The sequence below is a fragment of the Acetivibrio cellulolyticus CD2 genome (assembly GCF_000179595.2).
Taxonomy (GTDB): domain Bacteria; phylum Bacillota; class Clostridia; order Acetivibrionales; family Acetivibrionaceae; genus Acetivibrio; species Acetivibrio cellulolyticus.
Window position 1 is genome coordinate 161,900 of record NZ_JH556657.1, and the last position, 26,669, is coordinate 188,568.

22 protein-coding genes are annotated in these 26,669 nt (G+C 34.1%); 7 read left to right on the forward strand and 15 right to left on the reverse strand.

Going from position 1 to position 26,669, the window contains the following annotated elements:
- Positions 1–214 precede the first annotated feature (214 nt).
- From ACECE_RS0212850 to ACECE_RS0212885, 7 genes are all read left to right on the forward strand, one after another.
- Positions 215–1,045, forward strand: a complete 831-nt coding sequence (locus ACECE_RS0212850) for a MerR family transcriptional regulator (RefSeq protein ID WP_010247707.1) — start codon at positions 215–217, stop codon at positions 1,043–1,045.
- Between the two features lie 561 nt (positions 1,046–1,606).
- Positions 1,607–2,071, forward strand: a complete 465-nt coding sequence (locus ACECE_RS0212855; protein ID WP_010247710.1) for a DUF6985 domain-containing protein — start codon at positions 1,607–1,609, stop codon at positions 2,069–2,071.
- A 69-nt stretch (positions 2,072–2,140) separates the two neighbouring features.
- Entirely contained in the window at positions 2,141–2,434 is a 294-nt protein-coding gene (locus ACECE_RS0212860; RefSeq protein ID WP_010247713.1) for a hypothetical protein, read from the forward strand.
- Positions 2,435–2,988: 554 nt separating this feature from the next.
- Positions 2,989–3,582, forward strand: a complete 594-nt coding sequence (locus ACECE_RS0212870) for a hypothetical protein (protein WP_162862544.1) — start codon at positions 2,989–2,991, stop codon at positions 3,580–3,582.
- Positions 3,583–3,741: 159 nt separating this feature from the next.
- Positions 3,742–3,957, forward strand: a complete 216-nt coding sequence (locus ACECE_RS0212875) for a hypothetical protein (RefSeq protein ID WP_010247718.1) — start codon at positions 3,742–3,744, stop codon at positions 3,955–3,957.
- Positions 3,958–3,995: 38 nt separating this feature from the next.
- Entirely contained in the window at positions 3,996–4,568 is a 573-nt protein-coding gene (locus ACECE_RS0212880; RefSeq protein WP_010247720.1) for a hypothetical protein, read from the forward strand.
- Between the two features lie 74 nt (positions 4,569–4,642).
- Positions 4,643–5,515 (forward strand): hypothetical protein, encoded by an 873-nt coding sequence (locus ACECE_RS0212885; RefSeq protein ID WP_010247722.1) that lies wholly within the window; start codon positions 4,643–4,645, stop codon positions 5,513–5,515.
- A 447-nt stretch (positions 5,516–5,962) separates the two neighbouring features.
- On the opposite strand, the gene ACECE_RS0212890 is transcribed toward ACECE_RS0212885, so the two are convergent.
- The 15 genes from ACECE_RS0212890 to tnpC all read right to left on the reverse strand — a co-directional run.
- Positions 5,963–6,301 carry a hypothetical protein gene (locus ACECE_RS0212890; RefSeq protein ID WP_010247724.1) on the reverse strand — a complete coding sequence of 113 codons (339 nt, stop codon included), beginning with the start codon at positions 6,299–6,301 and terminating at the stop codon, positions 5,963–5,965.
- A 2-nt stretch (positions 6,302–6,303) separates the two neighbouring features.
- Positions 6,304–7,968 (reverse strand): hypothetical protein, encoded by a 1,665-nt coding sequence (locus ACECE_RS0212895; protein WP_010247726.1) that lies wholly within the window; start codon positions 7,966–7,968, stop codon positions 6,304–6,306.
- A 128-nt stretch (positions 7,969–8,096) separates the two neighbouring features.
- Entirely contained in the window at positions 8,097–10,148 is a 2,052-nt protein-coding gene (gene brxL, locus ACECE_RS0212900; RefSeq protein ID WP_010247727.1) for a protease Lon-related BREX system protein BrxL, read from the reverse strand.
- A 12-nt stretch (positions 10,149–10,160) separates the two neighbouring features.
- The gene (gene pglZ / locus ACECE_RS0212905; RefSeq protein WP_010247729.1) at positions 10,161–12,722 is read right to left on the reverse strand and encodes a BREX-1 system phosphatase PglZ type A; all 2,562 of its coding nucleotides are present in this window, start codon (positions 12,720–12,722) and stop codon (positions 10,161–10,163) included.
- A 28-nt stretch (positions 12,723–12,750) separates the two neighbouring features.
- Positions 12,751–13,272, reverse strand: coding sequence for a hypothetical protein (locus ACECE_RS0212910; RefSeq protein WP_010247731.1), 522 nt, complete (start codon positions 13,270–13,272; stop codon positions 12,751–12,753).
- 1 nt (position 13,273) lies between these two features.
- Complete coding sequence (locus tag ACECE_RS0212915; RefSeq protein WP_010247733.1) at positions 13,274–14,290, reverse strand: AAA family ATPase; 1,017 nt, start codon at positions 14,288–14,290, stop codon at positions 13,274–13,276.
- A gap of 17 nt (positions 14,291–14,307) precedes the next feature.
- Complete coding sequence (gene pglX / locus ACECE_RS0212920) at positions 14,308–17,934, reverse strand: BREX-1 system adenine-specific DNA-methyltransferase PglX (protein WP_010247736.1); 3,627 nt, start codon at positions 17,932–17,934, stop codon at positions 14,308–14,310.
- Between the two features lie 89 nt (positions 17,935–18,023).
- On the reverse strand, positions 18,024–21,575 hold the full coding sequence (brxC, locus tag ACECE_RS0212925) for a BREX system P-loop protein BrxC (protein WP_010247739.1): 3,552 nt from the start codon (positions 21,573–21,575) through the stop codon (positions 18,024–18,026).
- Positions 21,576–21,590: 15 nt separating this feature from the next.
- Positions 21,591–22,163, reverse strand: a complete 573-nt coding sequence (locus tag ACECE_RS0212930) for a DUF1788 domain-containing protein (RefSeq protein WP_010247742.1) — start codon at positions 22,161–22,163, stop codon at positions 21,591–21,593.
- 8 nt (positions 22,164–22,171) lie between these two features.
- Positions 22,172–22,768 carry a DUF1819 family protein gene (locus ACECE_RS0212935; protein WP_010247745.1) on the reverse strand — a complete coding sequence of 199 codons (597 nt, stop codon included), beginning with the start codon at positions 22,766–22,768 and terminating at the stop codon, positions 22,172–22,174.
- 13 nt (positions 22,769–22,781) lie between these two features.
- A complete protein-coding gene (locus ACECE_RS0212940; protein ID WP_010247748.1) occupies positions 22,782–23,024 on the reverse strand; it encodes a TIGR04540 family protein in 243 nt (80 codons plus the stop codon).
- 208 nt (positions 23,025–23,232) lie between these two features.
- Positions 23,233–24,474: a DUF429 domain-containing protein gene (locus tag ACECE_RS32170; RefSeq protein ID WP_010247751.1), complete on the reverse strand. Its 1,242-nt coding sequence runs from the start codon at positions 24,472–24,474 to the stop codon at positions 23,233–23,235.
- Positions 24,471–25,511 (reverse strand): hypothetical protein, encoded by a 1,041-nt coding sequence (locus ACECE_RS31485; protein ID WP_010247753.1) that lies wholly within the window; start codon positions 25,509–25,511, stop codon positions 24,471–24,473. The genes ACECE_RS32170 and ACECE_RS31485 overlap by 4 nt, the downstream gene beginning before the upstream one ends.
- 16 nt (positions 25,512–25,527) lie before the next feature.
- On the reverse strand, positions 25,528–25,794 hold the full coding sequence (locus ACECE_RS32335; RefSeq protein ID WP_117385820.1) for a DUF4268 domain-containing protein: 267 nt from the start codon (positions 25,792–25,794) through the stop codon (positions 25,528–25,530).
- The coding region (tnpC, locus tag ACECE_RS27500) for an IS66 family transposase (protein WP_010247756.1) at positions 25,739–26,669 on the reverse strand (931 nt) is incomplete at its 5' end. The genes tnpC and ACECE_RS32335, both read right to left, overlap by 56 nt.

Here is a 26,669-nt window from a genome sequence, read left to right on the forward strand (position 1 = left end):
GTTATTTTATCTGAATTGTATATGAATAAATCTTAGCTCTGCTTTTCCTAGTATGGTCATTATTCTTTTGTATTGTGAGTACTATTAAACACATATTCAATTTCTAACCACCCAGTTTCTCCAAAAAGTTAACCAACTATAATATATTATTATGAAAAATGTATTGACTCTCTCGTTGCGTTACCCTTTATAATTAGGTATGAAGGAGGAGAACATGAAAACAGTAAATGAAGTATCAAAAATAACTGGAATCAGCATTCGTGCATTGCGTTATTATGATGAAATTGGACTATTAAAGCCCTCAAAATTAAGCGATACCGGCTATCGTTTATATGACAACAAAGCTCTGGAAAAATTGCAGGAAATCATGTTTTATAAAGAATTGGAAATATCACTGCATGATATAAAAAAAATTATGGACAATCCCAATTATGACAAAAAACAGGCCTTACTTTCCCAGATAGCTTTGTTAGAGCAAAAGCGAAATCGCTTAAATGGAATAATTCAATTGATAAAAGATGTGTTAGAAGGAGTGAATACAATGAGTTTTGAAGCATTTAATGAACAAGATATTAAAAAAATGATTGAAATCATGAGAAGTGATTTATCGGAAGAACAATTTCAATCTTTTATTAATGAACATGGCGGCGGTGATATAGAAAAATATGAAGAACTTCTACTGAAATCATTAACAGATGAGAAAGTTGCTTCAGATATATTAAGGTGGTATAGAAGTAAAGAAAACTTTTTAAATGCAAGTAAGCCTGAACATAATACAGAACAAATAAAAAATGATTTTCATGAGATTTATATAGGATTTACAACGCTTATGAATTCTCAAGATGTAGAAGCAGAGCATCTCTTAGTTGAGAGACTTGCCAACAGTTTTAAAAATATGCTTAAGTTGGATAATCCCAGAGCATTTCTTCTTGATTTTGTAAAAGAATTTCAGAATGAAAAATTTGCAGATATTCATGATACACAATATGGTAAAGGTAGTTCAAAATACCTGACAGAAGCAATTCAAAGGTATTATGGGGTGTAGTTACAAAATCAGAGACCAAGATTATCCCTATATTTACTATAATGTCAACTGAATTAGGGAAGTTTGTTGATATGCTCAGGAATGAAATAAAATGGCAACATTGTCAGAAGAGCTAATGAAATGTATGAAAAAGACAGCAATTGGGCCAATATTGCATATAGGGTTTCAAACGAGTTACCTCCAGAGAACTTAGCCGCAATAAAAGCGATATCAAATTCTCTTCTAAATAAAAATAATCTATACAGGGTGTTCTGTTTTAGGAACAGCCTGATTTTTATGTTGCCCATCCATAGATTGTTCTTGACTTGCCAGTTAAGTTATGCAATGTTGATGCTGTAACCAATTCTTTGAGGCTTTTTATTACATCTTTTTTCATTCTGCTATGAATTTTCATTGGAAGAAGAATTCACTTGTCTCTTTTATTCAGTTTTGCTGGAAATTATGATAGACTTGTTATATATAAATTTTCAAATTTAAGAAAAATTTCAAATGGATAACCAGTAAAAGGATCATATTAGTGAAAGGATTTTATTATAATATATTTTAACGGAGGAGTTTTTAATGCTGAAAAATGTAAGGGTTGGAAGATTTGGATTAGAGGGAGAATTATATTTTGAGCTTTTTAAAAAGGATATTAGTTTTTCGACAGATGACGAAGATGTAACTATTGAGTATATAGAAAAGTGTGCTACTTATTTGAATTCTATTACTGGTGATGTGATTAATTTCTTATGTGAAGCTTCAATTAGATACTGTAATGATGTCCTTAATATGATTGGCGAAGAACCTAAAAAATTCAAAAATACAAGTGATGTACTTGAATTAATTTACCCTAGTGTCTTAATCGTACCAATGCCAGAGAATGGTAATGAGCCGGTTATTCATTTAGAATTAAACTGTGATTGGGAAGAGGAACATGGGATGGAATGGATAATTAGAGACAATACAGTGTTATATGTGGGTTCATTTAATGGTGAAGATCCATGGGGAGATTACTCAATTAAGGAAAGCTGGAATTATGCTTAAATTCTAAATTAGCTGTAGCTCTACGGAAATTTTAGGAAGATTAAATGTGTTATTGAAGGTGGGTTGATAATGTCTGAAGATAATAAAACTAGAAAAATGAAAAATACAAAAGTTTCAAAACTGAGTATAATAGCATTTATTCTAGTTATTGCTGTTTTGCTGATATATATTATTTCAACATTTTTGGGGCACATTCCAATTGTATTGGGGTATTTGATTATCATATTTATATTTACAATTTTTACATTATCACTTGTTGACCTATTTCAAAGAGATAGAAACAAAGCGCTATCCATATCAACAATGCTGTTCAGTTTATTGTTAATAATTATCTTTGTATCATCTATGATAAGAGATATGTGAAACAGCTAGGAACTTATTTGATTCAATGCAGTTTTAAAGTATATGTTTGGAACAATTGATATGTATTAAAGATTTGTTGTAAGCTGAAAAGCGGACCTATGGCTATAAGGGTTAGCTTTGGAGAAAAAATAATATACGGTGGTTGGTATGATAGATGATATAAAAACTGATAAAATTAAATTATTAGTAGCACAGATTGAGGAAGAAAACATTATATATGGGGAGTCTGTAGGATTTTGTGGTGAAAAGACAGAACAATGAAATCCCCCTTGCTGCCCAGAGTTAAAATCGCTAACATCACCTGATAAGTGGGAGATGTTTAAAAGTTTTGAGTTGATCAGAATTTTATCGTGAGGTAGCAGGAAGTCGAAAGCCGAGGATGGCAAATAGGTTGGTTTGTTAAAAAGCCGGATGAATCGAAAGGTTCCTGTCCGGTTTGGAAGAAGAGAAACCGCTTGCAATAACTTCAAAGGCAAAACACACCTATGGCTATCCGGATTACGAAAGATGGGAATTGGAGATATATTAAATTGATTTTAGTGAAAGGGAACATTATGAGTATTTTCGATTTTTTTAAAGGGAAGAAAACTTGCAATGATTTAAGAGTAAAATTGATTAATGCTGCTCAAAGCATGGATAAGGTTTCTTTTTCGAACTTATGTAAAGATAACTTGAAGCAAATTGAACAAGAGTATTTAACATGGAATAATGTGCCCAAAGAATATAGAAATGATAAGGAAAAGCTTAATTGGTGGGTTAGTAGTATGGTGTATATAGGTGAAACTCTTGAAGAGGTCGGGTTTAGTGGACTTTTAGATTTGCTTATGCAGAGGAAAAGTGATAAGAATATAGTAGAAGATTATCAAAATAGTTATGTAAAAGCACAGCAACTGTATGATGAACAAAAATATGAAGAATCAATTCTTATCCTAGGATCATTGCTAGATCAAATACAGGGGCTTAAAGGTACTTTAGTGGACGATTTGAAACCGCGAATATTTGGATTATTGGGAACAAATTATTATCAGATAGGAGTCAAGGATAAAGCGCTTGACTATACAAATCTTGCGATAAAACTATGTGAAGAAACCAATGACCTAGAAGGTGTCGAAATATACAAAAATAATTTAAATATAATTAAGAAGTAATTTTGATAATTGAAGTAACTGACGAATTAGCAACATGATGGTTTAGATTTAAAGTACGATTATGCTGAAATAAAAGACATTGAATATCCATTATTACAGAAAGTTGAGTATAAGGGTGGTAGTTGTTACCTGGAAGCTAAAATAAGTTATCTTCTAGATTTGTGGAATGAAAGGAATTATTTAGGGCAGATTAATGCGGTTGCTTTAGGAAATTTTTCTTTCTCATTTGTTGGTTTTTTAAGTATTGAGGGAGATTTGATTTCTGTTGAAAAGGTTGGTATTAATGAATTAAAGGAACTTAAACAGGTTATCGAAAATTTTGAAATAACAAGGCTGGAAAATATTAGAGAGTATTTTGATACCTATATTGAATAATACTGTTATGCTATTTTGGGATTAATGTGAGGATGCGAATGGAACTAAATTATTTAAAAGATGAAGATTTTTATTTGAGGTATCTTGAGAATGAAGCACATAAATTAATTCTAGCTGGATATAAAAATACACAAGATTCATGTTCAATGATAATGCAAATAATGAATACATCAATTTGGCCGTCGATAAACTGGGGAATTATTAAGTTTGAAAATGATAATATCACTAAGTATTATTTAGTTAAAACTCTTTGGGACAAAAAACAGGATGAAAAGAAAATGAATGAGCCGAATTTCAATTTAAAGTTAAGATATAACAAAGTAAGTTTGGTCCCAACTATCCAAAACAAGCAAATTATTTTAAGTAATAGTTATGTTGAAAAAGTTATAAATAAGCTTAAATTTATTGAGTTGAAACCTAACCCTGAACCTAAAATTAAAGAAGGGTTTGCTATATTGGATGGGACATACTATAAATTACTTTTAGGTGAAATGTTTAATAACTTTTGTATAACATGGAGAGAAGAAGATCAAGATAATTGGTCTGGTTTAACTAAATTTGCAAGAGAATTACTAAAAATGTTTGTGGAAATTGATTTGAAATGTAAATAATTAAGGCGCCACCGTCCATAGGTATAAGTAAACTTCATTGAGAATTTAAAACTTAGAACTTGAAGGTGATAGGTATGACAATGCAAATTGAAGATAAAATTGAATACCTAAATGATCAATACACGATTATTAAGTGTGAGAAGGATGAGATATTTGAACCAGGAGACTACGGTTTTTCCCCCACACCTTTATCTACTGCATGTTTGAAGGGATATTTTTGTAAATATTCAATAGAAAATGACTATTTAATTCTTTTTCAATTAAATATTGGTCTTGAGACTGAAAATCCTCCAGTTTTGCAAGGTATCAGTGCAACAAATATTGAAGAACATAGTTCAAATTGGATGTTTGAAAAAGTGAACTTACCACTTAATTACTCAGGCGGAATAATTATTGGCCGTAATGTCGTAGATGAGATATATAACCCATTTGGATTTTGGCGACCACACTGTTATGAATATGTATTTGAATTGATTTTTGAAAAAGGTAGGCTTGTAAAGACATTTGATCATTGTAAATACATGTTACTAATTCGAGAAATCATTCGCAACTCGAGACAAGTCGTAAAAAAATCTATTGGATATTTTGAAGAAGATCAAACGGTTATTATAAAAGCACCAAACCAGCAAGATTTAAAAAGTTTTTCTTTATTGGTAAAAGAAATTGCATCTAAATATATAAGTTCAAAAACAATTGAGTTATTTAATTCATTAAAATCAAAGGGTTATATAGAGTTAGATAAAAAATTACATTTTGGGGAGTATCGAAATTTATCTACTTGTTTTGAAAAGAATGGATTTAGAAATATTGTACTGACAAAATATTCAACTGATTCGCAGGAGCATTTAGAACTTGACTTAGTAATAGCGCAATGTCCTGATTCAGTTCAATTACTTAATATTTACAATAAGTATAATTTGGGTACATCATTTAACCTATTGTTATAAATTTGTGATATATATTACAAATCAATCCAATTACCAATAACTCCCACAACAATATAACCAATATCTCCTAATAGTTCTTATAAGCTTTTGCCGAGAAGCAAAAAAACACCAGATTGTATGCTAAAATAATTGCAGTGTTTACTACTGCAGTTACAGCAGCAAAACCCCGTCATTAAATAACGTTTGCCAAACAGTATGATATAAGAACAAAAGCTATGGCATACACTATATACAACTGCTAGACCTTGCTTCCTTATTACAAAGCTTTTCTACCTCCAAAAAATCATTGCAAGAACTCAGCTCACTCTTTGTATACTCTGTAAAGTCGTATGTCCACATCGTATGAGCAATGTAGAGTGTTACATTATTAATCACTCTGAATTCTGTGCGGACAACAAAAATATGGAAATATTGTTTTTTTACAACCGCTGGATGTACTTCCCTATATTATTTTATTAACCTTTCCTCAATAATCTCTTTTAACGCATACGCATCTTTATTTTCAGATTTCTTAAAAAGGATAGAATTCCTATCACCGCTGCATATTTCACCCAAGTTCTTTTCTTGAATTTTTTCATTACCTTTAGTTATTAGTTGTAAATAACCAAAGGATAGCAATCCAGCCTCTTTAAATCTAATTTTAATAATATCAGAATAATTGAACTCATATATACCTTTTATTCTTTGGGCAGCAAAATCTATACCAGCCCTTTCTATTACAATTTTATCACCCTCAATTTTTACTTTCGTGTTTTTATTATTAGCTTTAAAGAAAAATTCTTTCAATTTTATAACCCTCCATCTGATACAATGTTACTTGGTAAATTATCAAAGAAATCTTTTGTTTCCGTGAGTATCTGTTTTTCCGATGGCAAAGCAATTTTATTTCTCTTACTAATAACATCACATACTATTGGTTTTAATAAGCTTGTAGCATACGATTCCCTATTATCAGACGCATACATATTTACTAATTCTTTTGCCATCTTAATATCCTTTAGTTTCTTCTCTATCTCTTTAAATTCATCCTCAGAAATAAGGAAATTAATACACAGCTCATTTAATACTCTACACAATATTTCTGACATTTCTTTTGCATCATCATCTATTATATAATCTAATCCCTTTTTTGAAAGCATTGAACCTGCTGTCCCAATACTAACAGCCCCAATTACGCCACCAATGATTCCACCTGCTACATTTCCTATTACAGGCACAACACTTCCAGCCACAGCTCCTGCCGCAGCTCCTGCAAACCAACCCGCGGTCCCGGTTCCTACTCCTGCAACAGTAACAATTGAATTCTTAATTACCTGTTTTTTGGACTGACGGCCTCTGGCACATTGAGTGATATCTATGGCCATAAATATTGCTGAAGTAACAAATGCTGTTAATAGATTTCCTCTTAAAATCTTAGATAAGCTATTTTTTGCAGCCACACCATAAATTGCTCTGCTCCCGGCCCCCCTCATTGCATTTGTAATTAATGCAGATGTTTTAGGCCCCATAACTTTAACAATAGCATCCGATGTTCCCTTAAGGGCTGAGTTCAAACCTGTTCTTGAAAGTTGTGAAGCTGCTATAGTGGATAACCAAGTAATTCCTCCAACTTTCAAACCTTCTAAGCAGGCATTCTGAGTTGCCTTTTTTAAACCATCACCATTCCATAAGCATGCAGCAAATATTATGGCTGCAGAAATTCCAAATGCACTGGCAGCAATAATAGAACCATTCACTGCATCATATGTTATAGATTCAATTTTCCCAAACTTTGCAATATTCTTTGCTTGATCGTATGTAAATCTACCTTTTTGTACGATATTTTTCGCTTCCTTAGGATCAGTCACGCCCTTTACTTGACCATTTTTAATTCGGTTTTCCATTGACCTAATTGCATCATTATATAAATCTGACGGCACTTCAACTTTCATTGGGTTCCCATCCGAATTATAATATCTAAACTCTCCGTCTTTAAAACAATCTCCTATGCAACTTGAGCCAGTTTTACAATATTTTGTTTGTATGTATTCTCCATTTACTAGTCTATCAGGCCCATTTTTGGCATAATCGTCCCCAACTATTTTTGATTTTTTTCCTGTTGCTTTATCATAAAGATCATTTGCTCTTTCCGCCGCAAACCCATGACCTCCAGGTGCATTAAAAATCATAGTTTCTGCCGCATTTTCTGCCCCTTTAGCTCCACCTATAGCTGAATCGCTATAGGTTTTACCATCCTTGATTTTAAAAATCTCCCTACATTTTTTCTCTGTATCAATGCAACGCTGAGAACAGTACATTCCTCCATTATGAGTTATCCAATCTTTCATTGTTTTATTACAGCACTCACACTTCGGCAATACCTTCAACTCACACTCATCGGAACATACAAAATAGTTATTCTTAGTTTTCCTTAAGTTTTCACTTACAGACCCACAGCATTCCCAGTTTTTCATTTAACCCACCTCTTAATTCAATAACTATCACCTTATGAATTATCCTCATCAATTCGAAACTGCACTGCTCTTTCTGAATTCAACTTGAAACCCAAAGCAATAAGCATCTGTTAGTAAACTCCATTTATTCACATCGCCCCTAAAGCCTTAAACACAGCATCAATGGGATCAGAATAAAAAATTGGCTGAACCTTAATCAATAGATCAGCAGGAACAGTCTGAAAATCAACAACCGAAGCTGCTGGAATCAGTACCTTCTTTGCACCTGCATCCACACACACCTGCAATGTATTTGCAAACTCCTCAACCTTCGAAATAGTGCCTCCGACTGTCATATTTCCCAACACCACTGTGCTCTCCTGTATTGCTCTTTCTAGGGCTCCAGAACACAAACCAATCAATTCTGCAATAGCCAACTCTTCCGTTAATCCAATGCCCTGAAGGTCACTTATATGCATCAAAAAATCCTTTGTCTTGGTACTTATCGAAGCACTTATACTTTTACTGTTTGCGGTGAAATATCTAAACGCAGTGTCAAGAGCTTCCTTAGCACCCCTATGCGATCCTACACCTGATTTGTCAAATTTGCCAGAACCAGAGACCACTTGATTCTCAAGCTTATAGACACCAATCATTCCAGAATCTCCATGGCCAACAGTATAAACATGGCCTGGTTTCCCCATTCCTTCCGGGATGAGCTTACCTCCACCTTGTTCTGGAACCGAAACATATTCTTCAGCTAAGGTTTCCTTATTTATATAAGAAAAATGAACATCATAAAATTCCATTCCTCCTATTTTCTTTAATTGCTCCTTAACTCTTCTTCGGCCTTCTAGTGCATACTTAAGGATTTCTTCGATATCTTCACTTGAATATTCTCCATTGGGATAGAGAAGTTTTACAAGACCTGAAACTGTTTTTCTTACAGCAATTACATCCCTTTGATTTAAATTATTGCCAAGCTTAAAGAACTTGTCCAAAGAATCTGCAAAAGATCTTTTCCTCATTTCTCTAAAGAATTCCGCCATGTAGTCAACAATAAACCCGTAACGATCTGTAAAAAATTCAGGTCTCATTTTTGGAATTTCCCAACCCGGAATATAATAGTGCATTCGGTCAAAGAAGGCACTGTCATTCGCCATCTCATCAGGGAATGGTGCAAAAAGGTGTGATGTTTTTATCAAAGTATCCAGACTCTGATTGATATTTCCAACGAAAACCATAGAGGCAGAAGCATTCTTTTCTTCTTTCCCCCTTGCAAAAGAACCTGAAGCCATGAAATCCTTCATTATCTGAATACCATCTTTGTCTTTGAAGTTGATACCAGCAACCTCGTCAAATGCAACGGTATCCCACATACCAACCAAACCAACTTTTCTTGTGGACATATTATAAAAAAGATTAGCAACAGTAGACTGCCCTCCGGAAATAAGAATGCTGTTTGGCGATATTTCTTTATAAACATGCGATTTGCCTGTTCCTCTTGGACCTAATTCACAAGTATTATAATTATTCTCAACTAAAGGCACCAACCTTAGTAAAAGATGCCATTTAACCCTGTTCTCTAATTGTGTCGGTTCCATACCGGTAGATCTTATTAAAACATCTATCCATTCATCCTTTGAAAAATTCTTTCTCCCTTCAAAAATCTCACTGATATCCATATTGGGCATCTGTATCGGCTTTAGACTGCTAATGTTAAAGGGGCTTTGTCCTTTTGCCTCTTCATCAAAATAGTAATCCATTTTCATTATGCACCATATACCGCCTACCAACAGCTTGTCAAACTCCTTAACATAGCTTGCTGAAATAGGCACACGTTTTAAGCCAAGATTTGAAAACTCAGCTTCGTACTGGTCTTTTTTCTCATTCAACGCCACAGATACTTTATCGATTATGGAATAATGTCCCATCTCTTTAATCTTCGATTTCACTTTTTCTGCTTCATCCGGTCTTACAAAATTTTCAGCCAGAATCTTCTTTACCCGCTCAACACCCTCTTCTATGCTCTTCTCGTCATCAGTAGCACAGTACATCCCCAAAAGATATTCGAGCACATATACAGGTACATTTGCACCCTCTTTTATAAGCTTTGTCAAGTCTTTCCTGACAACTCTTCCAGCAAAATAAGTATTTAGCTTTTTGTCCAAATCAACAGCTTGCTCATTTATGTTTTCCAAACCCGACACCCCCTAGAAATCAAAATCGCTTACGATTCCAAGACTTATTTTAAAAGGTATTTTTTCTTTTGTTATTCCAGTGTCTACATCATTTATTATCAAATAGTAATCTTTATTTTTATCATAATCCATAGATTTCAATACAAATTTGACACTTATATTACGGCTTTCAGGAGTGTCAGTCTTTTTATTTGCAATAATTATTTCTTCATTACTAATCATTTGGTCGGCTTCATCCACCATATAAACTTTATAACTTGCTTCAACCCTCTTTCCTTCCACCTTTTCAGACTGAAAGAAATTGAGTGTAAAGATGCTATTTGTTATTTTCCTTATTGCATTGGTAAGCTTTACTTCTACCTTTTCAATATCTTTACTGCCAACTTGTCCTCGCCGTATATTTTTATAGCTTATAAGCGGTAATACAATTTCCTGAAGGCTTGCTCCTCCATGTACAAAGTTTAATCCTGGCCCTTGGATTTTAAATCTTATATTTGCCTTCGGTATATATACAGATATATTTGAATCATTTCCAAGCAAAGGCTTCATCGAAAAGCCAAGCAGTCCATCTATACTTCGCTTTTTCGTGGAAAGTGCATATCTCCTTCCACTTTCAATAAAATCAAGCTTTTCCTTTTCAATTTTATCACTTTCCTCTAATGCATCTCTCTGATATATGAAGCCATGATCAGCTGTAACATATATATTGGTTCCACTTAAGTCATCCCTGATAATTCTGATTAAATCACAAATATCATTAATAGCTTCTTCCGTACCCTTAAAGGCATAAATCTCTGTAGGATACTTATCCCCAAATGCATCAATGCTGTTGTGGTATATATATATAAGTTTTTTCCCTTTGAAGAAATCACGCCTTTTTGGCTTATTCATCGCAAAAAGCTCTTTAGCATCAAGTGCAACACTATCACTTACATATTCGTTTAATATTTTATTTCTTCCTTCCAAAGAGCTCGAATTAATGCCATCGACATATACAAGGCCGCTATCTTTAAGTTCTATACTGGTGCTTGGCAGTAATGCTGGCATACCAAACTTAGAAATAGAAGGTAATACTCCAGTCATTGAAGTGATTTCCGCACTTCCCATCGTTTCGGTATTCAGCCTGTCAAGAATTTCAGTAGCCACTTCATATCTTAGGGCGTCGGATACAATTACAAATACTCTATCCCCAGAATTTACTTTATGCCTGATAACCTGATCATAAAAGCTTCTCTGTCTTTTTACTGATTGTATTTGAACCTCCTCAAAGTCCATATCATCTATAGACTTTGACCATGCATAGCTAAGCTCACTGACAAACCAGTTAGTGTAAATATTTTCAACAAGATCTTTTAATTTCTTGATTATTTCACTGTCATTGTCTGAATCATAGGCAACATAAAACTTGCGATAATACAAATCCATTTTGTAGTATTCATTGCAGTAAGCTTTATAGATTTCTTCCGCTCCTGTCATAGGAATACCCATATTATATAACTTCTTGAATTCAAACATCTTGACAGTAAAATATAACGCTTCATAAATCGCTTCATACTTGCTATAAAAATGCTTGCTTTTTCTTGCATCTATCAGCTTTATATAAAGCTCATAATCCTCTAATTTATGTTCAATTGCGTTGGTTATGTATACAATTATTGCTCTATCTACATAAGGGAACACATTAGTTTCCAATATATCTGTTATCTCTACCTTACTACAGATGAATTCAATTCCAATTTCCTTTTCAATCATCAAGGCATATTCATCAAAGGCAGCAGAATCCTTAACATGGTTCATCCACCTATCTATAAAAATCAGGCAATTGGATCTGGAAGCCTTTCCAATATAAACCTTAACATTTTCCAGATCATTCTCGTCCAAGGTATGGCTGAGTGCTGTAATCATAAGGTGCATCATTAACTTTTCAAGTGTTTTTTCTTCAAGTTTATACCCATAATTTTTCTCTACATAGCCCCAAAATCTGTTAAGGCTAAAAAAGCTATCTATTCGATCAAGGTATTTGTTTTCTTCATCGTTTAAGCCTTCTATTAAAATAACTCTGAGGCTTTCCTCAAAATCAGGTGATTTCAAACCGCATAAAGCACTAATGATGGCTATTTCAATAACTTCCTCATTATAATTCTCAATAGCAAAGGATTTAAACTTCTTATATCTTTCTTTATTATCAAAAAATTTCTCATTTTCTTTTACAACAGCCCTAAGAGAAGGATCAATACCCATATCCCTCATAATTAATGAAATATTATCAGCAAAAAATCTCTTTGAATACAACAAGCAATCAATAAGCCAGTTGTCGATATCCTCCTTGAGGTCTTCATTGGTATAAATCAAAAAATCAGAATAAGTATCTTCCTCTTCAAGAAGATACTTTATATAAAAATAGTTGTTGTTTTCAAGCTTATGTTTTTTTACACCTTCGAGTTCTATTTCATCTATTGTATTTATAAATTTTTTATCTCTGTCCAGCCAAAATACTATTTTACGAACTTGTCCATCTTTCAACGGTTCCTTAAATACATTTTGGAGAGACTTAACAATTTCTTCAATATTCACGCTTTCACCTCAAGACCTTTTTCTACTTTTACGATTCAGTTGCACAGACTTCAAATTTGTAATCAGGAAATTTATTGTTCCACTCTTCCATATTCAAAACTTCAAAATGATCAATCAGATTTTGAGAAAGATCTTTGAGGTTTTCTTGAAGACTAAAAGGCAATTTTCTCTTAATTTTCCCAGCAAGCATTTTTCTAACAACAGTGTCTGCTTTTGCACACTCTACAACAAAATAGTATTCTCTTGATTTATTTGAATTTCCAATCTTATTACTAACATAAACTAAACTCTCGTAGTATTTTTTTGCATATTTAATATGTTCTTCATCTTTAAAAATCTTTTCCTCAAATGCTCTTGGATTATTAGCATTCGGAATAGTGGAATTTTTATATTCCATAAATATAACATTACTATCAGTAAGTATAATTAAATCTACATCACTCAAAAGACTAAACTTATTATATGAGTCATGCAACTCAACAATTTCCATAGCCTTATTGCAGTCAATTTTAAAAAACTTGTTTTCTTCTATAAATATTTTATCCGGCATGTTAATCCCCCATATTCTTATCAAGAACCTCATCTAACAGTTTGTCATATGCAGATATTATAGGATTCTTCCTGAGTTCCCTGAAATTACTGCACTGATCAAAGGACACGGAGCCATCCTCATTCTTATAAAGCGAAAAATATCTAATATCATCAGCCTCAGTAGACCTTATCTCAAAATACTTTGAAAGCACATAATCATGAGTGGAAATAAATATTTGTACACCTTCCCTTTGAAGCTCAAGGAGTATTTCAACCAGAGCAGGTATTGCTTTGGGGTTTAAATTTGCTTCTGGTTCATCCCAGAATAAAATCGTACCCTTTTCAAGCGTACCATTTTTTATTAGCTGCCACAAAAGGGCAAGCTTCCGCAAACCTTCTGCAACCAAATGAAACTCTATTTTTGCCTGTGTTCCCGGTTTCAGATAAAACTTTTCATCACTAATTGTAACTGTACCAAGAGTAATATCCTTTAATCTATCCAAATACTTCTTTTTACCAACAGTATTAGGACCACGGTTTATATCAATTTTTGCACTAGCTATAATGTCTAAATACGTCTCATCAAAATCAATAACATCTTTATGATACGCTGACTCAAACTGATATGCATTCGCTAGAATCTCCTTTGCAGGAATAAATGTACTTATAAGATCTGCATTAACATTTTCCCATTTTTCTTCTCCAGTAGTTTCCGATTCCCACTTTTTAGTTCTTGTTGTAAATTTAGTCGACATTGTACTCTTATTTGAAACAACCTCAATTTGTGTTGTATCCCCGCCTTTTCCTCTTGAAACCAATCTGTTAATGTTTAAATCATCAGGTCTAAAAACTTTGACTAGCTTTTGCGAAAAAGAAACAGTTTTCCTTGAAGCCTGACAAGCAGCATATAAGGTTTTCATAATATGAGTTTTTCCTGTCCCATTTTCTCCTACAAATATGTTTATACCTTTCGAAAACTCCATATCAAGCTTTGAGAATACAGTAAAATTTGATAGCTTTAATTTTTTTAATGACATACTCAGCACCTCCCTTTTTATTCTTCCTCTGAATCCTTCAACTTAATGTCTAACAACAGATCTTTAAATTTCATGTAATTTACTGCCACACCATCATCCAAGTCAATTTCAATCTGTTTATCAGCCATATGATGGAGCACTTCATCAAAGTCCTTTAGCTCCTCAATTTGCTTTTCAATGGTCTTAAGCTCTTTTTTTGCTTTGCTTTTTTCCTTTTCTGATTCATTACCATTAATTATTGACAGTAACTTCTCCCTTTGTGCATTCAGCCTAGTTTGCAGCACATGGAGATAATCCGTCCTTACCCTTGAAAGAGTTGTCTTGTCATATCGGTGCATATAAATCAAGGCATTAAATGCTTTACTCTTGCCGGAAGTTATCATCCAGTATATCGGCCTTTTTTTGTAGGTTTGAACATGATCCTTGTAGAAGTCATTCAGGAAGTATCTCCTTATAGTTTCCTTGTCTGTTTCTCCAGCTTTTTTGCTAAGGGTTTCAGCGATAAACTTAAGATTCTCATCCAGAGTTTCTTTGCTGAAGGTTACTTCCACAAATTCAATAAACCTTGATACTATATCATCTTCAAAATATGTGTCTGAAACTACTGGAAGTACGTTGTCCTGATCTGCCGGGAAGGTTTTATATCGTGATGTGTCAAATTCACCACCTGCAAAGATTAGTCCTTCCTCATCGATTGAATATCGTCCAAACATACAGCCTACTGAGTAGGATATGAATGATTTTATATCTCTAACTTGATCGACTTTTCTTACAGTAACATCCTTTTCGTCAACTTCAGGGCTAAGTTCGTCCTGTAAACCGTAGATTTCTATGAAAATACGATTTAGCTCGTCCTCGTTTGCTTTTAGCTGGTTGAATTGCTTTTCAGCAAATTCTGACCAAGTCGCAAATGCTGATTCTATTGTTTTATTCTCACCTTTTTGTATTAGTAAAGGATGCTGACTGAAGTCCCATGATAATTCAAAGGAGTCCCAATCAGTTCGGGAAATGGAAATACTGTTTTTTACCAATTCATCAATTCTAATTTTTTGCTCACTACTATCAGGGAAAGATATTGGAATATTCCCAATATCACCAATCTGAAAAGCCATGGTCGGGTTTAAAAACTCCAAATATTTGGTAAATATCTTAGTACAAAAAAATGCTAATATATATAACCTGTCATTATTTGAGGTAAATATGCAAGGACTTGCAGTATCAAATAAGAATCCATGAGGTAAATACCTTGTTCCAAAATTATTCGTTCCTATACGTGACCAAGTAATAGCTTCTAAAAAATAATATGCTTCACCACTTATTTTCCATCCAAGATTGTCACCTAAATATGGATACTTAATTTTTGTCTCTTCTTTGATCTCTTTTCCATTCTCTTTCCAATTAACAACATATTCATAGTTGCCATACCACTTCCTAAAACTCCCACCTTTACTATATGGGAACCACTTTAATCCACTTGTCCTTGCGTCTAATGCACTTTTAAAATTTTTTCCAAATAAGTAATCATTAATTTCATGCCAATATCTTAGAAATTTTTCATTATTCCCAGTTCTCATTCCCAAGTATATTTTATATTTATCAGACAACTTTTCTTTTTCAAAACTTCTTATAAAATTCAGTGAAGCCCAATAAGCTATTGGCATTCCAGGAATTTTAAATGCAAGATTTTTTTTACTTAAATATTTGTTTCTCCCAGTAAGAAATGCCTGCTCTTTTTCTCCTTGACTTGTAAAATCCACAAGTCTAAAGTAACTTGATTCATATTTTTCTATATTACAATTCCTCAATACCCAAGCAGTTGTTTGGACTACTTCCCCACCAATTTCTTCAAAAGCTTTAGATCCCAAATGAGCCATATTTAAAATTTCATATCTAAAAACCCTTTCACGAAGCTTTTCAAAGCTTGACAAAAACATCCAAGAGTGTTGTGTAATCATCGTTTGAAAGCCATTTGCCTTTAGCAACCGTACAGACTTCTCAATAAATACTGCAAACAAATCACTCTTGCTATCTGGATAATTCTTTTTAACAAAATTATTTAATCTAACTCCCATACCACTAATAGACATATAAGGTGGATTAGTACAAACCACATCATACTTTTTCCCCATAATCTTAGCCTGACATATTATCCCCGGAAGTTTCTCCAATATCTCTTGTTTAGCCAACATTTCAAATAAATCTCCTGGTTCAGTCTCCAATTGATTCAGCCGTTTCTCTAAAAAGTGCAATTCCACTGGCTTTACATCTAGAATCGATCCAAATTCCTTGGCATCCATAAATATTTCAGCTAAATATTCTATGGTAGCCCTTTGCTGTTGCTTCTCAAGTTCAATTGCATTTTTATCTATCAACAATTCTACTATTGCATCAATACTATTGGTATCACGCCTTCCACTCATCACTAACCATTTACCATTATCTGTTAACCAATTACTTTCCTGAATGGCACAAATATTCAGCTTTATTTCCTGTCTAAAAACCCTTCTTGACTTCTCCCTCGCCTTCATCATCACTGCAAATGATGCTAGCTGTGCAGCCCTATCGTCTATATCTAATCCGTACAAGTTCTTTTCCAATATCAGTTTTGGTATTTCACTTTCTACATATCCTTTTTCTAGATACATTGCATAAAAGACCTCGAAAGCATACACAAGTATATGCCCACTACCACAGCACGGATCAAGAAATGTGATTTCTTCTGGGTTTACATTTTTGTATCTTATTTCTTCAAGCTGTTTTTTTACTTCTTCCTCTTGTTCAGCTTCTTCTAAATAATACTTCCATTCACCTTTTAAAGTCGTTTCAGGATAACTTTCAACCCAAATACGTCCCAGAGAATTTTCAACCATGTACCTTACAATCCAATGAGGTGTAAAAAGCTGTGTCGCTGCTGGAATATTCTCTTTGCTTATTTTAACATTTTTTTTGAGGTTCTTAAAAACTTCGTCCTTCTTCTCGGCAATGTAATACTGGTAAAGCCAACCAATAATCTCAACCTGATTCCAATCAGACTCTGGGAGAGCTTCTGTGTCAGTCATTTTCCTTAAGAAAGACCCTTCTGCCAACAATCCATCAGGAAACAAAAGCTTGGTGTAATCATCTGTCTTTCCAAACAAAAATGGCAGTGTTACTGAAAGAACATCGCACTGAGCTAAAATAAGGTACTTGTATAATTTATCTGTTGCATCATTTTCAGTACTCATTTTCAGGTTATATACTATTTCCTTGTCCACATTCAAATCAACGTTCAATGCCTCCCGAATAATATCTGGTTCAACGCTGCCTTCATTAATTGATGAAAGAACTCTCACCTTACTTGGAAGATAATTGTGAATTTCCATAAATCTAAGGGCTGTAAATCTGTTGAACCAAGTATAGGCGACTTCTTCTATAACCTGATTAAAACCTTTTGTTTCCATCAAGGATTTTACTTTATCCCTTTGGTCTTTTTCCTCTCTTGTTAAGGCATTCTTTCCGTCTTTAAAAAAATCATTGGAGGGTACTGTATTTTTATTATTAATGCTTTCTTCAGTAATTCCGTACTGAAAAGCCTTTGTTTTCACCTTGTCCCTTAAGTCATTTCTTGCTTCAATGGCAAATTTCTTGAGTGCGGTTTTATTCAAAGTAATTCCCCCTCTAATTCTGTGTGTTCAATTCTATCAGCAGTGCTGAGAGCTTTTAAATATTTCGATGCCTTACATTGTACTATACACTACTCACTAAACTTGATCTGCTTATTATTCCTAATTACTGCTTTCAGCTTCTCTGAAAGTTCTTTTACAAACACATCTACTTCAGCCTCTGTCTTGATAGTTCTTATAGAAATATATCTGTTGAGTTTAATCTCTTCTACTACGGAATCTGCTTCTTCAGGTTTTTCCTTTGTAACAGTATTATCTCCCTTTTGGAGTTCATCATTAAACTGCTTTATTTCGTCCTCAATTATAGTTTCATTTCTAGTTCTAAAATTAGAGCTGTGAGTAATAGTTGCATCTACCTTATATATATCATTATATCCTGAAAGCCCTGATAGCAAGTCATTATAAAACTTATTAATCCTTTCTTTCGTATCTTCCTTAACGCCATATTGATTTATTTTTAGCTTCATGTTTTCAAAATCAGCATTTATCTTATCTGTAGCCTCAGCCTTCTTTTGTTCTACAACCCTGCTAATTCCTTCATTTATTACCTTCACATATTCTGGGATTTCCTTTATTCTCCCATAAGGCAAATAGTGATTGAGAATATCATTAAGCTTGGTTGCATTTTCATTAACATCGCCCTCACTTAAATATAGTTTGTTATCCTCAAACTTCTTTGCAGCTTCCAAACCCTTATCAAATATTGTCTTTTGGTTGTCGAAGAAATTCTTGACGTAAGAGAAGTCTTCTTCCCAGGTCAATAAGTCTTCTTCCATCTCCTGAAGCTTGAAGAACAAGCTTGCATTATCCCCCAGATGTCTGAAAGCTTCGAAATATTCAAGGCCCTTGTCTAAAAGACTCTCGCCGGGATACTTTCTACCTTCATACCTATTTTTCAAAGCATTTATTTCTTCCATCTGTGACTTAATCAATGCTTTTATGTCTTTAGCCAATCCATCCTCATCATCAGCGATATTAGTGCTGTTCCAAAGTTCCTTGCAAACGTTTTTTGCACTACGGATCAAAGCTTCATCTACCTTAACACGTTTTGTAACGATAACACGGTCAATATCGGAAGCTTTTGTCAACCCGTTAATTAAATTGGAATCACCAATTTCCAGGTACTCACTATTCAATTTCAAACGGATTCTTTGTTCCTTTAATAAAGTAGCAATCAGTGCCGAAATATCAAATTCTCTCCAGCCATAAGGTTTATCAGAAAATCTATCAATAAGTATTTTAACTCTGACCTGCTTATTGATATCATCCTGAATTTTAATAAATTCAAAAATTTCTCCCGTTGCCAAGCTGTTATCCACTTTTTCAAATCCATCAATATTCGTCTGTTCGAAGTCACCATTGATTAGATTCAGCAGCTCCCGAGTGTCTTCGCAAAACACTTTCACATAAGACAGCTTGGTATATACAGTTTCTACAAGTATTTTCAGCCCAGCATTGATCTTTTCCTTTACCGAACTTCCTTTAATCTCTTCCTTTTGCCCATTTATAAAGAAGGTTGCATCCTTCAACGCAGTTTCAAGGTATTCTTTTGCTCTTATCCTATGTACCCGTTCTTCCGCCTTTTTGTTGTTAATTATATTTTGAATATTCTCCGGTAGCTGGCTTATATTTTTTCTGCTTGTGTATTCACTAATTTTTAGTGCTTCTTCTAACTCTTCAAGATAAACACCATTCCCACCAAGTTTGACAATCATTTCTCCACTACCTGAGGTTCTCATAATAAGGTTTGTATCAGCTTGATCATAAAGGTCTGACTTTGGTGAAAGTATATGAATTCCAATATGAGCTGTCTGATTACCGTGTTCCTTTTCATCCATCTTTTTATTGAAAGAAAAATTATATTGCTTGGAGTATCTGAATTTCTTATCCTCATAAAACTCTTCAAACACATACGTACGAAGTTCTTTTTTTATAATGTCATCATCAATATTGATTATTTTAATTTCACGGTTTATATCCTGCTCATCGTCAGTCAGGAAGATATATTCCTCCGCATTTTTCTGAATAAGAGTCTCGCGGGTTAGTTTTCCTAATGAAATTTTAATCTTTTCTCTTAAAGCAAGCTTGTCTTCATCAATATGTGTAATCATCAGTGTTGCAATATTGTCCACATTCTTAGGCAACTCTTTTATATGTTTAACCATAAAGAGCACCTTTAGTAGCTCCATGTTAAAGTCATCGTCTTTTAGTGCCGGATTTTTATATGCTCCTTCTATAACCCTAACAACTGCAGGGTTCAAGAACTCTTTTATAGTCTCATAAAAAGCATAAAAAGGAATTAAGGCACCATCCTTAGCTTCCTTATATTTAAGTGCCGACTCTTTGAAAGCTGAAAGCATTGACCTTTCTCCTTCTGATAAATGCTTTCCTGAACTACCATGCTTTCTGATCTGTTCAAATACATTCTGGAGCAATTTAAACTGATATGGAATAAATGGATATACGTCAATAAAATCCCGTTCACATTCAAAGCCCAAAAGATCTGTTGCAGCATCTTTAAAGCTTATAAGATTTTTTAGTATTGCAGCTTTGTCATGATAAAGTACTTTTAAAGTATCTGTTGCTGTTTCGTTCTTTTCTAAAATACGCTTTTTTATTACCTCATCAACAGAAATAGAAGATAGTGAAAGTCTGGTATCAAATCTTCCTGTAATTTTGGAAAAATCATCGCCTTTTACCTTGAACAGATCATCTATGCTCTCCTGTGATGTAACCATTATCCAGACTCTTCCCTGACAATATGTACCCAAATCCTCAGTTATTGTCTGCAAGTTCAGCATCAGTTTTGATTCTCCGCCAATATACTGACCAATTTCATCTACAAGAAAAACAAGATGGAACTTCGGTCCCTTACTGTCGATATATTCTTTAACATCCTGAGCAAACTTTTCAATGCTCATCACATAATCATTGACACCATTTTTGAACCATTCCCTTGCTGATTCCTGAGACATTCCAGTTGCCTCAGTTAATGCACCTACAACAGCATCCGTATCAAACCTGAAGGTTCTTCTCCTATTTACCCATTCATCACCTTTTATTCTCTTAAATGAAGCTTTAAAGGTGTCAAACTTACCTTCCTTTGATAAGTATTTTTCCATTTCCGCCACGCCCGGATTTTCTCCATAAAAACCCCTGTGCTCATAAAAAACTTTAGTAAATACCTTTAAGATGCCATCTTCTTTTGATTTTCCATCTATTGAACTTTTTGAATCTATGTTAAAAAGAATTACTTCCGTATCGACATTTCCAATGCGTTTCATGTTACCAAGCAGCAAGGGGTCTTGAATCTTACCATCAAAGTAATCTAATGCCTTTTTCCCTTTAATGCCTTTGTTATCCAATAAGTAAGATAATATCTTTAGAAAGTGGGATTTACCTGAACCAAAAAATCCAGAAATCCAAACTCCCATTTTATCAGTCTTACCATCAATCCCTTTTTGATAATTATCGTAGAATTTTGAAAGTCTCTCATTAATCTCACGGGTGACAACATACTCATCCAGTTCCTGATGTATATTTTCATCATCTGTCTGTGCAACCTTGATAACTCCTTTTATAGGCCGTTCTATGCTTTTGGCAAACATGTGCTTGATAAACATTATCGCTTCTCCCCCTTATTTTCTGTCGATTAATGGAAATGCCCTATAGTAATTATCGTCTTTTATTTTTCGAAACAAACTAAGTGACTGACCATCATATACACCCGGAAAAAACAGAATTACAGGAATCTTATCTATAACCTCTTGTAGTCTGTTGAGAATGTTATGCGATCTCACAAAAGGAAACACCTTTCCAATTCCAGTTATAAACACCAGATTGTGTCCACCTATTTCTGATTGCATTTTATCGAGAAAGATTTGAGGCTCAGCAAATTCTGTCAATGCCTGCAACACCGCATCTTTTCCATCTTGCTGCTCCATTTTGAATATTTCCTCAAAAATCCCCATATCTTTTGCAAGTTCTAACAGCATTTTATATAAATCAAATTCAACAATACTTCTTGTTGAACCTTCAATAGCAAATTCCTTTTTTATGTGTTTTATATAATCCCTTACTAAGAGTTCATCTTCAGGGTTATAGTCGAAAATATAAAAACTGATCTCATTCCCCAAACCTCTGCCATCAATAAACTTTTGCTCTTTGATTTTTGGTATGATTTGATCCAGCCTAGCATTTATACTAGCCATTTATTCACCTACTTTGATTCAAATATTTTTACAAAGCTGCTACCACCATTTTTAACAATTGCATCTCTTATACCTGCTTCAACAAATATCCGATTCAGTTCTCCGCTCTTAGGATTTGCTAAAATCCCAACTTCAGTTAATATCCTTAGATAGACTTGCCTTAACTTATTCACTGTTGCATCAGTAAATGCTGCAACCTTTTCATTCTGCTCTGCTTTGTGCGTGAAATACATATTGACGTCCCTTTTTTCCAAAAGCAGATGATTTGATTCATACTTATCTTTTAATATTTCCAAAAGAAACTCATTAAATAATAAGTCATCCTCAGAAATAGCATACAGGTTTATCAGTTTACCATCTTCAACAGAGCTTTCAATTAAAAGCTTTCTTAACCCTGTGCTTAAAAGTTTTGCTCTTCTCAACACAGATGGATATGCCCTTATAATACTTGATTTAGTTTTGTGTTGAAATAGATTTTCTTCAAACACTTTCTTTTTTATATCCTCAACAGGCAAACCAGCCTCTATTAACTTTGCAATTTGCTTTATTTCATAAAATAAAAACCACGCACCCGTTAAATTCGCACTGTAGGTTTTATTATCCACAGTCCTCCTCCTTCTACTTTTGTGAAATTTTCAATATTCTTTCGACTACCTCTAATCGTCTTTTCCCACATTGTTGCTTTATAATAGTGGTAAAATCACTGTTTTTCATAAATTTTGAGGGATTATTATTATATAATCCTGATATCTGGTTTATTAAGAACTCCTCTTTAATATCCCCAGTCCAATAAGAATCAATTAGTTTATTTATTACATCTGCCAATTCTCTTTGAGTTTTATAAAACATTTTTATCTCCATCGATCCACCTCGATTTAAACTCTAAATAAACTCTGTTCTTATTTTATTCTTACTTTTTGGAAAATACAAGAGCGGAAGCAGAAATACTTCTAGATTCAGACTTTTTTGTTTTTATATATAGTCGTAAGTCGTAATATTAAATTTAATTTTTCTTCATTAACTATATCCCGAAGGAATCAACTTAGGTAGCACATCTAATAACAAATCATTATAATTTAGGAATTATCATTTGCATCTTTAGTCCTGTAGAATCAGCCTTAATCTCGTCATTACTCGGTATTGTTGTACTTTTCCCTTCGCTAGCTAATCTTCCTATAAGAGCCAAGCAGACCGCATCCACAACATCATCACTGTATTTCGCAAAAAGAGGATGCCTTGAAACAGATATTCTGTCAATCCCATATTCTTCAAGAATCTCCAATCGCTTTTCAATTCCTTGTTCCTTTTTCTTTTTCTCCATAACTGTATTGCCACCATTTAGCAATGCAAAACATACCTCAGGATGGCTTTCTAACAAAACATTTTTCCAGCCTTCATTTTCCTGTAAGAAGATATCTATTTCGTTAACTGCTTCACGGATGCCCATAGTCATTCGGCTTGCCCTTGCATCAAGTGCTTTACTTATTTCCCATGCCTCTAGTTTCGTTTTAGCCCTGGCAACACTCCTAAATGGAGCTGGAAAAATCGAGAACGATTTCCCTTTGAGGATTTTTCGTGCTGCATTTTCCGGTCTATGCACTGCCTCTTCTCTACTATCTGCAAGGCCTATTGGTATATCTATTATGAATTTGTCAGCTGCTTTATTTGCAGACAGCACATCTGCAATACTATTATATCTTTCAATCGATAGTATGCTGCCAGTGAGCATTGCTACCATCCAACCTTTATCGCAACCATCAATCCCGACCGATTTATATATTTTAGTATTTGAAGTAAGCTGAGTAAATATATAAAGGAACTCATTTTTCACATTAATGAAATCTCTCTGTGTAAAATCCGGTTGGCTTAAAAGCTCAGGTTCATCATCAAACACTTTCTCTCCAAGCAAATTTATAAATTCAAAGTAAAGCAACGCGTCATCAATTTCATCAATCATTTCAGAACTTGCATCCGTAACATTAAATTTTTCGTATATTGCTTTTCGAAGCCTTTCTTCAATATCTAGATACTGTGGTAACAGCTTCTTGACTGGTCTTGTGATATCACTCATGTATGCTTCGCTTGCATCATGGAGCAGACAAGCAAGCTGTATGTCTTTCGAATAGCCTTTTGCCCTTGCTTCTAAGGAACAATTTATTGAATGCTGTGCCACAGAATAAAAACTGTTGAAATGACCATTTGCCCTGCACATATATGCTAATGCATGAGCAATATCGTTAATGTCTATATCATCCATATTAGGATTATGCGGTTTAAAATGAATTTTTGAATTCGTTGTTATGTAACTCATTTTTTCAATGCCCCCGACGGTCCCTTAACATTTGAATTATCAACGCCATTAATTCTACAAAAATGCCACAAAAATCTTTCCGATAATTCTTCGTCTTTAGTACCTTTTTTAACTTTTACTATATCTCTTAATATTTGAGCTGCTTGCTCATCATCAAAATATCGGTGGAGTCCTGAACTCCATACCGCAACCTCCGGTTGATTATCATTTGCATGGTAATTCCAAAACAATAAAAAACGGGCCTCATTTGGAGTAAGCTTGATTTTATATTCAGATTTCGTACTTACATAACCCTCTTCACGGCCGTCTCCTTCATAAGTATCATCTACCAAGAAAACCGCAAATATATATCTATCCTCTTCTTTGCTACGCGGATCTCTGGTTGTTAATACACAAAGGCTGTTTGTCTGAACCTGATTTAGCTTCATGGGTTTCCCCTTATTTTCTCCGTGTTGTACAATACCAGCCATTGCCTTCCACTCCCGAAGCATTTGGCTTTCATAGCACACAAAGCCGCCATCTTTGCACATAGAATCTAGTTCTTTCCTCTTAATATCACCATTAATATAATTTAAGCATGGACAATCCTCTGAATTACACCATGTTCGCTTTTCAATTAAAATATTGTTTTGAATCAGGTCATCACTGCACACCCCATTAAAACCTATCTGCTTGTCAGATTGCCCTCCATCACAGAAATTGCATTTAAAGGCAATATTGGCACGTTGAATAGTTTTAACAGATTTTTTTGATTTTCTATACTCTTTTTGTTCATCATAAAACTGCCGTTCTGCAACTACTTTATTCTGTTTTTCTTGGAGTTCCTGTTGTTTCGCACGTTCAACCTCCTTTATGCAAGCGAGTACTTGCTCATTAATATTCGGATTTTTAGCCACTAGAAATCCATTGAATGCATCAGGGAACATAAATTTCTTTTCACCAGAAGTAAATACGACTATTAATTTGTCCCCATCAACATTCAGGACACTACCTTCTCCATAAACCTTATGGATTACAATTTCATTTTCTAAATCCACACATCACACCCCCAATTTACTCTACTGCAGCAAGTACATTACTCAACTTGTCAAAATGTTGGACAAGCCACTCAAAATGTTTCTGATACAATTCTGGGTTATGAATATCTGCTTCAACTGAATATAATATTCTTTTTGCTACACTTTTTTCACGGCTGGTATACCATTCAAGAGGAAAGCCTAATATACTTTCTATGTAAGCGTAAAATACAACCCGTCTACAATTACTACTCCTTCTGTTGTAAAATCTTATTATTAAGTCTGCAGGATTCAGGCAAATCATCCGACCAAGGCATTAAGGAATCCAGCACACTCTGATCTTTGACATCTACATTTGGAAGCGTTTCCAGCAAATAAGTCAGATATTCAAAAGGCTTAAGATTATTTGCTCTGGAAGTTTCAATAATACTGTAAATCATTGCACTTGAGGTAGCTCCGCTTGGAGTATTGCAAAACAGGAAGTTTTTACGTGATATAACAAATCCTTTTATACTCCGTTCCGAAATGTTATTATCGCAATAAAGTCTACCATCAAGTAAGTAATTATTAAGCTTATCCCATTGGTTCAAACAATAATTAACAGCTTTACCAGTGGCACTCTTAGGTGTAATTCGAGGTCTTTGCTGCTTGAGCCATTTGTAAAACTCATCCAATATAGGCTTGCTTTTTTTGAGTCTGCCTTCATATCTTTCGTCTGGGCTCGCATCTTCAAGCTCATGCTCAATACTATAAAGTCTGTTGCAAAATTGAAGTCCTTCTTTTGCAACACACGGTTTATCTTTAACCTCTTTTGGCAATGACTTTAAAGCCTCGTCCCACTTTCTCCGAAAATGAGCAAGACATGCTACATTAATTATATCCTGTAGCCCTTCATAAGACTGGTAACCGTCAGTACAAAGGTAACCTTTAAAACCCTCCAAAAATTTTTGAGGGTGCTTTCGGGCACGTGTTGTTTGATATTCAAATAGTACTATTGCAGGACCATCCCTGCCTGTTCGGTAAAGCCACATATATGACTCTGAATTTGCAGCTCTTCCGGGTTCATGCAAAACTTGCAATCCAGTTTCATCAGCATGTATTATGTCTCGCTGCAATAGAAGCTGGTGCATTCGTTCAAATATTATCGACAGCCATCTGGTTGAAGCTAAAACCAGCCAA